10 protein-coding genes are annotated in these 12,588 nt (G+C 34.1%); all 10 read right to left on the bottom strand.

What is annotated here, in order from left to right; translation table 11 throughout:
* Nucleotides 1–4 precede the first annotated feature (4 nt).
* The gene (locus N1F78_RS08480; RefSeq protein WP_406682728.1) at nt 5–2,098 is read right to left on the bottom strand and encodes a HEPN domain-containing protein; all 2,094 of its coding nucleotides are present in this window, start codon (nt 2,096–2,098) and stop codon (nt 5–7) included.
* A 93-nt stretch (nt 2,099–2,191) separates the two neighbouring features.
* On the bottom strand, nt 2,192–3,439 hold the full coding sequence (locus N1F78_RS08475) for a sulfate adenylyltransferase subunit 1 (protein WP_406682727.1): 1,248 nt from the start codon (nt 3,437–3,439) through the stop codon (nt 2,192–2,194).
* 46 nt (nt 3,440–3,485) lie between these two features.
* Nucleotides 3,486–4,391, bottom strand: a complete 906-nt coding sequence (gene cysD / locus N1F78_RS08470; RefSeq protein ID WP_406682726.1) for a sulfate adenylyltransferase subunit CysD — start codon at nt 4,389–4,391, stop codon at nt 3,486–3,488.
* Between the two features lie 13 nt (nt 4,392–4,404).
* Nucleotides 4,405–5,025, bottom strand: a complete 621-nt coding sequence (locus tag N1F78_RS08465) for a phosphoadenosine phosphosulfate reductase family protein (protein ID WP_406682725.1) — start codon at nt 5,023–5,025, stop codon at nt 4,405–4,407.
* 8 nt (nt 5,026–5,033) lie between these two features.
* On the bottom strand, nt 5,034–5,279 hold the full coding sequence (locus tag N1F78_RS08460; protein WP_406682724.1) for a DUF2061 domain-containing protein: 246 nt from the start codon (nt 5,277–5,279) through the stop codon (nt 5,034–5,036).
* Between the two features lie 162 nt (nt 5,280–5,441).
* Nucleotides 5,442–5,861, bottom strand: coding sequence for an RrF2 family transcriptional regulator (locus N1F78_RS08455; RefSeq protein WP_406682723.1), 420 nt, complete (start codon nt 5,859–5,861; stop codon nt 5,442–5,444).
* Between the two features lie 21 nt (nt 5,862–5,882).
* Nucleotides 5,883–6,674, bottom strand: a complete 792-nt coding sequence (locus N1F78_RS08450) for a PhzF family phenazine biosynthesis protein (protein ID WP_406682722.1) — start codon at nt 6,672–6,674, stop codon at nt 5,883–5,885.
* Nucleotides 6,675–7,877, bottom strand: coding sequence for a polysaccharide lyase family 7 protein (locus N1F78_RS08445; RefSeq protein ID WP_406682721.1), 1,203 nt, complete (start codon nt 7,875–7,877; stop codon nt 6,675–6,677).
* A gap of 51 nt (nt 7,878–7,928) precedes the next feature.
* Nucleotides 7,929–9,098, bottom strand: a complete 1,170-nt coding sequence (locus N1F78_RS08440) for a trans-sulfuration enzyme family protein (RefSeq protein ID WP_406682720.1) — start codon at nt 9,096–9,098, stop codon at nt 7,929–7,931.
* 4 nt (nt 9,099–9,102) lie between these two features.
* On the bottom strand, nt 9,103–12,501 hold the full coding sequence (gene thrA, locus N1F78_RS08435) for a bifunctional aspartate kinase/homoserine dehydrogenase I (RefSeq protein ID WP_406682719.1): 3,399 nt from the start codon (nt 12,499–12,501) through the stop codon (nt 9,103–9,105).
* Between the last annotated feature and the right edge of the window lie 87 nt (nt 12,502–12,588).

Here is a 12,588-nt window from a genome sequence, read left to right as displayed (position 1 = left end):
TCTATTAAGCTGTTTTAGCTTGCTCTAATTCTCTAAATTCTCTTACCGCTGCCAAGAACTTCTCTGAATTCGCTATATAACTTTCTGCAAATTCTTTAGTTGGCGCATTCTTATTGATTTCATAAATCAATTCTGAAAACGATGTTCCTAAATTAATTTTTCCTCCTTCAACAAAAATCTCATCAAATTGAGAAATGATTCCTGCGTGTGTATTTGTCTTTTTATTCTCAGCTAACAACAATGCTTTTGCAGAGTTTACTAAAGACTGATATGCTAAGTAAATAGCTCCAGAGTACACTTCATTTCCAAAAGATTCTTTAGCATTTTCAATTTTTTCTTCGCTTTCAAAGAATAATGTTGCAATTAAATCAATCACTACACCTGCACATTCACCAACACCTATAGCTTTAACATACTTTTCTTCTTCTCCCCAATCAATAAAGTCTAACTCTGTTAAATTGGTAGCATCTTGTAAATCCTGTAAGAAGTCGTAAAAATACTTTTCTCCTTTCTCTTGGTAATATTCTACAAACTGTTTTCCATCTGCATTAGCTTGGTAGTCATTCAAAATTCTACGTAAAGCTTCAGGCCCTCTTCTACTTGGAACCTTCACCACTTTATCAGCAAAGGTTGCATTTCCATTGCCTTGATTTCCGCCACCTAATAATACTTGTAAAGCAGGTGCCACTAATTTATCTGGTGTACGGACTGTCATTCCTTGGAAACCAATATTAGCCATATTGTGTTGTCCACAGGCATTCATACAACCACTAATTTTTATAACTAAATCTTCCTTTTTTAAATATTGTGGATATTCAGTTTTGATAACTCTTTCTAACTCTTCCGAAATACCAGTACTGCTAGCAATACCCAAATTACAAGTATCTGTACCAGGACAAGCTGTAATATCAACTGCTTTATTGTAACCAGCTTCTACAAAACCTAATTTTTCTAATTCAGTATAGAAAAACGGTACTAGCTCCTCTTTCACAAAAGGAATTACAATGTTTTGACGTAATGTTAAACGTACTTCACCAGCAGCATAGTTATCCACCAAATTTGCTAACAAACGTGCTTTATCTGTATAGAAATCACCCAGTAATACTTTGATACCTATTGCTACATAGCCATCTTGCTTTTGAGGAATCAAGTTTGTTGATTTCCATAAATCAAAAGCCTCTTGATCTTTAATCTCAACCTGTGGTGCTTCAACTGAAATAGGTTCTGAAGCAACATAAGTATCAGCATCAATTGCCACACTTTTAAATTCAATGGCCTCTTGTTCTTGCTCAATTAATTCTTTAAAAGCTTCTAATCCTATATCTTTTAATAAGAATTTCATTCTTGCCTTTGCACGACTTTTACGCTCTCCATGTCGGTCAAAAATTCTTAAAACACCTTCCATTATTGGAATGATTTTATCGGTCTCAACAAAATCATATAAAACATCTGCATGACGTGGTTGAGAACCCAATCCACCAGCTACCATTACTTTGAATCCGCGAACACCATCTTTTACTTTAGCAATATATCCTATATCATGCAAATAAGACAATCCCGTATCTTCATCTGAAGAAGAAAAAGACACCTTAAATTTACGTCCCATTTCCTGACAAATAGGGTTTCTTAAAAAGAACTTATATAAGGCATCAGCATAAGGTGATACATCAAATGGCTCATTAACATCTATACCAGCTGTTTCAGAAGCAGTTACGTTTCTAACAACATTACCACAAGCCTCTCGCAATGTAACCTCATCACGTTCTAACTCTGCCCATAATTCTGGTGTTCTGTTCAAATCTACGTAGTGAATTTGAATATCTTGACGTGTTGTAATATGTAAACGACCTCTTGAATATTCATCAGACACTTCAGAAATTCTACGTAATTGATTACTCTTTAATTTACCGTAAGGGATTTTGATACGAATCATTTGAACCCCTTCTTGTCTTTGACCGTAAACACCACGTGCTAAACGAAGACTTCTAAATTTCTCTTCATCAATTTTACCGTTGTGAAATAGCTCAATTTTATTAGCTAACTCAATAATGTCTTTTTCAACAACAGGATTTTCTATTTCTGTTCTAAAACTTTGCATTTTTCCTTTACCTTCTAAAAAAGAAGGATTTTTTAGTGTTTTCCTTTTTTCCTTTCCGCTTCTTTTATGTCTTTACGGCAGACATTATAACTTTTACTGAATAAATCCAGCACCAACTGTACTATTAGATTGAGCATCTATTATGATGAACGATCCATTTGTTCTATGGTTTTTAAATTGATCATAAAAAATTGGCTTATTAAGCCTAAAGCTTACCTTAGCTATATCATTCATACCTAAACCAGTAACACCTTCTTCTATTCCTGAGTAATCAGGATTAATTTTATGATGAATAGCATCTACCTTAGCTAGAACTTTATTAATTCCATGTTGCACCACATATTTGGCCCCAGGTGTTAATTGTTTAGAATCCATCCAACATACATTTGCTGTAAATTGTTTTTCTATAGTTGGCAAATCACCATCTTTAACAATCATATCTCCTCTACTAACATTAACATCATCTTCTAATGTAATGGTAACTGATGAACGCCTTGATGCTGTTTCATACTTTTCGTCATAGAAGTAAATCTCCTTAATCTTTGATTTAGTTTGAGATGGTAATACGACTACCTCATCACCAACACTTAAATTACCACCATACACTTTACCGGCATACCCTCTGTAATCGTGATATTCTTCTGTTTTTGGACGAATCACATACTGAACAGGGAAACGAGGTGTACCAACATTAAAGATATCAGACTTATCCAATTTCTCTAAGTGCTCTAATAAAGATTCTCCTTCATACCAAGACATTTTATCAGACTTATTAACTACGTTATCACCTTTCAATGCACTTACTGGAATAAAAGAAATAGTTTGACCTTGATAATCTCTTTTACTCATTAATTCAGAAAAATCAGCTTTGATTTTATTATAAACTTCTTCCGAATAATCCACCAAGTCCATCTTATTAATAGCCACAACCACATCTTTAATGCGTAATAGGTTATTTATAAAGAAATGACGATTGGTTTGCTCAATCACACCTTTTCTAGCATCAATTAAGATTATAGATGCTTGTGATGTTGAAGCACCAGTAACCATGTTTCTTGTGTACTCAACATGACCTGGAGTATCAGCGATGATGTAACTTTTATTTTTAGTTGAAAAATAAATATGTGCCACATCAATTGTTATACCTTGTTCTCTTTCAGCAACTAATCCGTCTGTAGCTAATGAAAAATCCAAGTAGTCATAACCACGTTGCTTACTTGTTTTTTCAATAGCTTCAAGTTTATCTGTAGTTAATGATTTTGTGTCATAAAGGATTCTACCTATCAACGTACTCTTACCGTCATCTACACTTCCTGCTGTTGCAATCTTTAATACTTCCATGTTATATTTTGGCTTTAAGCCTGTGTTTTTTGTTTAATGAATAATTTTAGAAATACCCTTGTTGTTTACGCTTCTCCATAGCTGCTTCTGAACGCTTATCGTCAATACGTGCTCCACGTTCTGAAATTGAAGAATCTCTAATTTCCTCAACTACTTTTGAAATAGAAACAGCATCAGATAATACCGCTGCTGTACAACTCATATCTCCTACAGTTCTAAAACGAACCATTTCTTCAATTACTTCTTCGTCTTCATCTCTATAAACAACACCATCTTCAGCAGACCAAATCATACCGTCTCTTAAAAACACTTTACGCTTATGAGCAAAATAAATTGAAGGAATCTCAATATTTTCTTTTTCTATATAAGACCAAACATCTAATTCTGTCCAGTTTGAAATAGGAAACACACGAACATTTTGACCCAATTCAATCTCACCATTTAACATATCAAATAGTTCTGGTCTTTGGTTTTTCTCATCCCATTGTCCAAAATCATCACGCACTGAAAATATACGCTCCTTAGCTCTTGCTTTTTCCTCATCACGACGAGCCCCACCAATACATGCATCGAACTTAAATTCTTCAATAGCATCTAAAAGTGTTGTAGTTTGCAACATATTTCTACTTGCATACCTACCAGACTCTTCTTTTACTTTTCCTTGATCTATTGAATCCTGTACATTACGCACAATTAATTCTAAACCAAGCTCTTCAACCAATCTGTCTCTAAACTCGATAGTTTCAGGAAAGTTATGCCCTGTGTCAATATGCATTAATGGAAAAGGTATTTTTGCTGGATAAAACGCCTTTTGCGCTAATCTAACAAGGGTAATTGAATCTTTTCCTCCAGAAAATAATAGCACTGGTTTTTCAAACTGAGCCGCTACTTCTCTCATAATATAAATCGCCTCGTTTTCAAGGGAGTTAATATATGCTGTATCTTTCTTCATAATCATTATTAATTTATGCGTGTAACCCACACTCTCTGTTAGATAATGCTTTTGTTGGGTCGAAATATTTAAATTCGTTAGGTAAATTATTCTCTTCTAAATAGGTATCTAGTTTCTCATCAGACCAATAGTAAAACGGACTCACTTTTAAAACACCATCTGCACTTAAACTAAAAATATCAATGCTGTTTCTAAATGCCGTTTGCCCTTGACGCAAGTTTGTAAACCACACTTTTGGCTTATGTTCTTCCATTGCACGTCTAAAAGGTTCTAATTTCACTTGCTCTGTAAACAAAGCGTGATTTGGATCATCTACAGAAGGAATCCCTAAAACTACATCCCTGTGAGAAGAAGTTTGTTTAGGCACATATAAAAAGACATTTAAATTTAGTTCCTTTATTACTTGTTCTGCATGGCGATAAGTTTGTGGTGTATTATAACCTGTATCACACCATACTACCGGCACATCATTAAATTCTGCATTAACCAAATGCAAAATAGCCGCTTCATATGGTCTAAAATTAGTTGTCACTACAGCTTCATTATTAAGCTCAAATGCTTTCTTTACAATATCAGTAGGTGCTGCATTAGCAAACTCCTTATTCAATTGTTGTATTTGTTCTTCTGTAAACATATTCTTTATTATTTACCCCATTTAATGATATTCCACGCTCTTTCGTGAAAAAAGTATAAAATCAATTTTGTCACAAAATCTACAGAAGCAATTGATGCTGCAAGCGATATTTCACCCGTTAAGATGTATGAGACCAATAATGTATCTAATGTACCTACAACTCTCCAACTAAGTGCTTTTGCTACACTTCTAATTGGTTTTTCGCCGGCACTATCTTCTTTATAAGTAGATTTCTCTTTACCTTTTAATAACATCTGCGCTATCATTTGTCGTTATATTACATTAATCCTATCAATTTAATAGGAAATACAAAAGTAATACTTTTTATTATACTACAAACCTTATTAACAACTTTTTAGAATAATTGAAGATTTTCAAGATGAATTACGTAAAACATTTACTAAAAAGGCAGTTTTTTATGAATCTTTCAAGGCCAAATCTTCTAAAGTAGTGTTTCTAAAAACCTTTAATGTACTATCTCTAACCTCAATCATCAATCTATGAACACTACACTTATGTTCATCAGGACAGTCATCACATTTTTCATAGTAATTTAAACTTACACAAGGCACCATAGCAATAGGTCCTTCTAAAACACGCATAACATCAGTCATTTTAACTTCAGAAGGCTCACTTCGTAAATAGTAACCACCATGCTTACCTTTTTTTGAACCTAAAATTCCCGATTTTCTTAAAGTTAGTAAAATGGTTTCTAAAAATTTTTGTGGAATATTTTCACTACTAGCAATTTCACCCACACGAACTGGCATATCACTTTCGCTTCTGGCTATAAATGTTAAAGCTTTTAGTCCGTATTTTGTTTTTTTGGATAGCATGGTGCTAATATATATAAATTATTACTCCCACTCAACCAACAACTCACTCATAACAACACAATCACCTCTAAGTAAGACGCGATTATTTTCAATAACTTCACATTCTACTAATCCACCTCGTTTAGATGCCTGATAACCAATTACCGTTTTCTTGTTAAGTTTTTGACTCCAATAATTTGCTAGATAACAGTGTGCTGAACCAGTAACAGGATCTTCATTAATACCATAATCTGGCGCAAAAAATCTAGACACAAAGTTGTTTGCGTTATCATTAGATTTAGCCGTAACTATAAATTTACTTTTAGAATGCTTAAGCAGTGCATTGAAATTTGGTTGAAGGCTTCTTAATTTCTCATCACTTTCTAACTCCGCTAAATACCAATCACCATCTTCAGAAATAGAAACAAGCTTTTCGTTTAAAGCAGATTCTAACAAGGCATCGTTTCCAGTAACTTCAGTTAATTTTCCAATTGGAAAATTCATCTCCAATAAATCCCCCTTCTGTTTCACAGTTAGAATACCACTCCTGGTATTAAACTCCAAGAGGTCTGATTCCACTTTATACTTATCGAATAAAATTTTAGCTGTTGCCAAAGTTGCATGTCCACATAAATCAATTTCAACTTCAGGGGTAAACCATCGCAACTGGTAAATACCATCATCTAAATACACAAAAGCGGTTTCTGAAAGATTCATCTCTTGTGCAATATTAATATATTGTTCTTCAGTAAGCGGTTCTTCTAAAACACAAACAGCCGCTGGATTTCCTCTAAATGGGGTATCCGTAAAAGAATCTACTGTAAAAAGTCTCATTTAATTTGTTGTATGTGATTTTTCTAATTTATAAAAAGTAGCCTGTACATAATCAGCTCCGTCTCCCGAATTATTCACATTATAGAGACCCGCCTTAAAATACATATATTGCCCTCCTACATTAAAGCCACTGTTAATCATGTTTACAGTTTTCACAACATCATCCTTACCTTCTCTAGATATTGTAACAGTGAGTAAATCTCCAACTACTTTAATTTTGTAACTAAACTTTTCATTTAAGGCTATACCGTCTTCAGGATTTGCCGCGGTATTACTCCTAGAACCAATCATATCATACCACTGTTCAGCCCCATTTCCGTCAGTTGGTTCATGCGCAAAATATATAGACCCTAAAGCATTATCTGGTAATTTTCTGTAATAAATTCTAATTGGCTCATCGCTATTAGCATGGATTTGACCAATTACCACACGACCAATATGACTACTACTACCTGTAGTTGTAACATGGTTCATTGCTAATGTGGCAGTCATTTCCCCATCATAACCAGCTGCTGCATTAATATCAGCAGTGGGAGCTGTTCCAAAAACCCAATTATTCTTATTTACACCACTAGTACTTATACTTGTATTTGTACCACGAAGCATCTCACGTAACTCAGACCTTGTATAACTGGTATTAGCAGATGTCTTAAATCCATCTATTGGACATTTAAAAACCATTCCTCCATCATCTCCTGTATAAAAATATTTATTGTTTTCATATTTATTGTTAAGCTCAGAAACTTTAATATCTAAAGACGTCCCATCTCCTTCATCTTCTGGGATCTGTAATTTCCATGTAGATAAATCAAAATTTTCTGAAGGTGCTTTATTTGCATCTAAAATTCCACTACTTTCTTCTTTAGCAGCTTGAGTAATCGTTACATTTTGCGAAATATCCCCTCCAATAACTGTTATAACTCCAGTACGGATGGTATTGCTTGTATTTGTAGATGCAGTAACATTTATAGTTCCATTATTTGTACCACTGGTAGGAGAAAGCGTAATCCAATCTGTATTATTAGCAGTATACCAATATAAATTAGCGGTTACTGTAATTGTTTTAGTTTCTTCAATTGCAGAAAACTCAGAAACCGAAGTTACCTCTAGGTTTTCAATCTTCTCTTCACTTCCAGAATCTGAAGAACTACAACTAAATAAAAATGCGCAAACAAGTAAAACAGGTGTTATTTTAATTTTCATTTTCATAGATAGGATGTTTATTTTAAATCCACATAAATTATACCAAAGCATTTAAACCAATGCTTGTTCTATATCTGCAATTATATCATCTATATGTTCTAAACCTAAGGAACAACGTACAGTACCGTCTGTAATCCCAACAGCAGCTTTTACTTCAGGTTCTACCTTAGCGTGCGTAGTACTTGCCGGATGCGTCACAATTGTTCTAGTATCTCCTAAATTAGCTGATAGTGAACACATTTTTATATTATCGAAGAAATTACGACCGCCTTCTATACCGCCTTCTACTTCAAAAGCTACTATACTTCCGCCTAACTTCATTTGCTTTTTAGCAACTTCATACTTAGGGTGCGACTTTAAAAACGGATATTTAACCCACTTTACTTTTGGATGCGCTTCTAAATATTCGGCTAGTTTCAATGCATTTTCGCAGTGTTTGTCTACTCTTACCGCCAAGGTTTCTAAAGACTTCGATAACACCCAAGCATTAAATGGGCTCATTGCTGGTCCCGTTAGTCTTGAAAACAAATAAATTTCACGAATCAATTCCTTTTTACCAACTGTAATACCTCCAAGTACACGCCCTTGTCCGTCCATTAATTTTGTAGCCGAATGAATCACTAAATCCGCACCAAATTTTATTGGATTTTGTAAATAAGGTGTTGCAAAGCAATTATCAATTACTAATAGCAAATTATGCTTTTTACAGATAGCACTCAAATACTCTAAGTCTAAAACATCAACACCAGGATTGGTAGGTGTTTCGGCATAAATGAATTTGGTATTAGGTTGAATTAAACTTTCAACTGTTTCAACTTCATTTATATTGAAGTATGAACACTCAATATTCCATTTTGGAAAATACTTTGTAAATAAGCCATGAGTAGCCCCAAAAACTGAGCTACAAGATACTACATGATCTCCAGCATCTAATAAGGTTGCAAAAGTTGAAAATACTGCCGCCATACCACTTGCAAAAGCAAAACCATCTTCTGCTCCTTCCATTTTGCACACTTTTTCTACGAATTCGTTTACATTAGGGTTACTATACCTACTGTATAAATCACGTTGTTTCTCCTCTGCAAAAGAAGCTCTCATTTCCTCTGCATCATCAAATACAAACCCTGAGGTTAAATATAATGGTACTGAGTGCTCTGAAAATTGTGTGGTTTCAGACTGAGTACGTACAGCTTCTGTTTCAAAATGTTTTTTCTTGCTCATAACTTTAATTAATATGTTTGGACAACCTCAAAATATCCCCAAAAACACCTCGGGCGGTAACCTCTGCTCCAGCTCCTGCTCCTTGGATTACTATAGGTTGTTTTCCATAACTCTCTGTAAATATTTCAAATATAGCATCACTTCCTTTTACATGACCTAAGGTACTGTCTTCTGGTATTGATACTAATTTAACTTCTAAATTTCCTTTGTCCTGTGATAAATCACCAGATAAATCACCCACATAGCGCAACACATGACCCGGCTCCTGGTTGTCTTTTATTTTTTGGTATTGCTCATCAAGAACATTCAATTGACTTAAAAACTCCTTAACCGTAATATCACGATATGCTTCTGGTATTAAATTCAACACCTCTACATCTTCAAATTCATTTTGTAAATCTAATTCACGAGCCAAAATTAATAGCTTTCTTGCCACATCATTTCCTGAGAAATCTTCTCTTGGATCTGGCTCTGTAAAACCTTTATCAATGGTTTCCTGAACAATAGTACTGAACGGTTTATCTTGTACTGAAAAATTATTGAATAAATAGCTCAAAGTTCCTGAAAACACACCTCTAATACGGGTTATATTCTCTCCAGATTCATGCAACAACTTAATGGTATCAATTAACGGTAAACCAGCACCAACTGTAGTTTCATAAAGATATTGCTTATTATGTTCTTCTAGCTGCTCTCTTAATTCTGTATAAAATGAATGTGAAATGGTATTGGCAATTTTGTTAGAAGACACCAAATCAAAACCAGCTTCAACTAAAGGCACATAGTTTTTATAAAACACTTCACTTGCCGTATTATCAACCGCTATTAAATTTTCTAAATGATGGTTCTTAGCATAGGTAATAACATCATCAATTGAACTACTCAATGAACTTGTAGCAATAGCCTCCTCCCAATCTGTACCTGCTCCATTTTTATCTAAAATCAATTTACTTGAATTAGCTATAGTAAAAACATTTAAGTTGATACCTCTTCTTTCTTCAATATCATCTTTAGACTTTAAAATCTGATTAATTAGTGCACCACCAACACCTCCATGACCAAAAATGGCAATGTTTATCTTTTTAGAAATACCGAATACTTCACCATGTATAACATTTAAAGCTTTATTCAGTTCGGTTTTCTTTACCACCAAACTCACATTCTTACCTGTAACCGTATTATTAAAAAGTAATGGCGTGATTTGATTCTTAATCAAAGCATTAAATGGTTTGTGGAACGAGCTTAATTCAATCCCAACAATTGATATTACAGCAACATCATCAACAACATCAATCTTATTTACATCTTGAGAATAAAAGTCGCTTTCAAACTCTCGCTCTAATGCAATAACTGCCTGTGTTGCTTGGTCAGCATCAATAATAAGTCCAATACCTCTTTCCGAAGAGCCTTGAGATACTATGCTAACACTAATACCATAACTACTTAAAGCCCCAAAAATCCTAGCATCAACACCAATTTTCCCTAGCAAGCCTCTTCCTTCTAAATTCAAAAGTGCCACATTATCTAATACAGATAAGGAGGTCACCTCCTTGGTACTAGGTTTGGCGGTAATTAATGTACCCTCATCATCGGCATTGAAAGTATTTAAGATTCGTAGATTTATATTTTTCTCAACTAATGGAATAATTGTTTTTGCATGCAAGACCGAGGTTCCAAAATTTGCCAACTCGTTTGCCTCACTAAACGACAACTCCCGAATCTGTTGTGCATCTGGCACCAAACTAGGATTAGCCGTATATATACCACTTACATGCGTGAAATTCTGTAATTCTTCGGCATCTAAAAAGTTTGCCAACAAGGCAGCTGTATAATTACTTCCATTTCTTCCTAAAGTAGTTGTTTCATTCTTTAAATTAGATGCTATAAAACCAGTTACTACATTTACAACGCCGTTATTTTTCTTGAAGTACTCTTTAATATTTTCCTTAGATATTTTTGAAAGTGGTTGTGCGTTTCCAAAAGATTCATCAGTCTTAATCAACTCACGTGAATCGGTTACTCGAGATTCAATACCTCTTTCATTTAATAAGTTAGCAATGAGTTTTACAGATAACAATTCGCCTTGTGCCAATATATTATCTTTGGTTTTCTTACTATAATCCCTAAGCAAACTTACACCTTCAAATAACTTATCTAAAGTTGAAAATTCTTCAGAATAATCAATAGTTTTTGATGGCTCAGATTGGTAAGCCTTAAAAGATTCTAAAGACTCTTGATAGTCCTCGCCTTTTATTGCCTTATTTAAAATAGCCTCCAACTCATCAGTAGCTGAACCTCTTGCTGAAACCACAACACTGATTCTCTCTCCTTCCTTAACCTTATTTTCTATAATGGATATTACTGTATCCAGTCCTTTTCCGTTAGCTAGAGACTTTCCTCCAAACTTTAATATTTTCATTCTTCTTCTTTTAGAATTTGGCACAAAAATGCCTTCTATGATTTCTTCAAGCTGATCATATTCCATTAAAAATGCATCATGACCATGAACCGAATTTATCTCACTATATGTAACATTAGGGTGTGTTAATGCCAACTGCTTATGTGTTTCTCTATTCTCTTCGGCTGTAAAGAACAAATCTGAATCTACACCTACAATATGTATTTTGGCCTCAATATTTTCCAACACATTAAAATTACTGGCCCTACCTTTTGTTACATCAATAGATTTTAATAATTGATTCATTAATTTATAAGCTGATAACTGAAAACGCTCTTGTAATTTCTTACCATGATGCAACAACCAACTCTCTACATTAAAAATCTCTAAATCTTCATTCTTGGTTCGTTGGAAACGTTCCTTAAAAGATTCTGGAGTACGGTAACATAGCATGGCATGCATTCTAGCATCATGCACAGGGTGTTTAGAGTTTAACAAGAACTGCTCTTGAATTTGACAGTTGGCAATGAGCCAATCGGTAGATTTCCAATCGGTAGCAACAACAATTAAATGCTCAGTAAAATCAGGTTGAACAACTGCCATTTCCCAGGCTATACCTCCACCAAGAGAACCTCCAATAGTAGCAAACACTTTCCCTGTTTTTAAACGCTGTAATCCTTTTAAAAAGATTTTAGCAACATCGCGCGCAACAAAATCTTTGTAATTATCTATTACAAATCCATCGTATCCATTTCCAGGAATATTAAAACCCAAAACCGAATACAATTTTGTATCAATAACCTTATTAGCCCCTATTAAATCTTTCCACCATCCCAATTCACCAGCTACATTACTATTACCCGTCAATGCATGATTTACCAATACAATGGGCGCAGTACCTAAAGGCTGCCCAAACACCTGATAACTTAGCTTTATTTCAGGGTAAAGAGCACCACTTTCGGTGGTATAATCTTTAATGATTATATGTTGCAATTCCTCTTTCACAAGATTTTATTCTATAAAATTAATACGTTCTTACTGCAAAAAAAGCGTACCTAAATATAAAAATGTTAAAAAGAAATATAAAATTAC

Source organism: Seonamhaeicola sp. MEBiC01930 (assembly GCF_045277075.1).
GTDB lineage: Bacteria > Bacteroidota > Bacteroidia > Flavobacteriales > Flavobacteriaceae > Seonamhaeicola.
Note: the sequence above shows the minus strand (reverse complement) of the source record. Positions and strands in the feature narration are given on the sequence as shown.

Excerpts from the sequence above, each read along its gene's own strand:
- N1F78_RS08445 (WP_406682721.1), bottom strand. The coding sequence starts at position 7,877 with ATGAAAATTAAAATAACACCTGTTTTACTTGTTTGCGCATTTTTATTT.
- N1F78_RS08440 (WP_406682720.1), bottom strand. The coding sequence starts at position 9,098 with ATGAGCAAGAAAAAACATTTTGAAACAGAAGCTGTACGTACTCAGTCT.
- N1F78_RS08455 (WP_406682723.1), bottom strand. The coding sequence starts at position 5,861 with ATGCTATCCAAAAAAACAAAATACGGACTAAAAGCTTTAACATTTATA.
- cysD (WP_406682726.1), bottom strand. The coding sequence starts at position 4,391 with ATGAAGAAAGATACAGCATATATTAACTCCCTTGAAAACGAGGCGATT.
- N1F78_RS08480 (WP_406682728.1), bottom strand. The coding sequence starts at position 2,098 with ATGCAAAGTTTTAGAACAGAAATAGAAAATCCTGTTGTTGAAAAAGAC.
- N1F78_RS08475 (WP_406682727.1), bottom strand. The coding sequence starts at position 3,439 with ATGGAAGTATTAAAGATTGCAACAGCAGGAAGTGTAGATGACGGTAAG.
- N1F78_RS08465 (WP_406682725.1), bottom strand. The coding sequence starts at position 5,025 with ATGTTTACAGAAGAACAAATACAACAATTGAATAAGGAGTTTGCTAAT.
- N1F78_RS08450 (WP_406682722.1), bottom strand. The coding sequence starts at position 6,674 with ATGAGACTTTTTACAGTAGATTCTTTTACGGATACCCCATTTAGAGGA.
- N1F78_RS08460 (WP_406682724.1), bottom strand. The coding sequence starts at position 5,279 with ATGTTATTAAAAGGTAAAGAGAAATCTACTTATAAAGAAGATAGTGCC.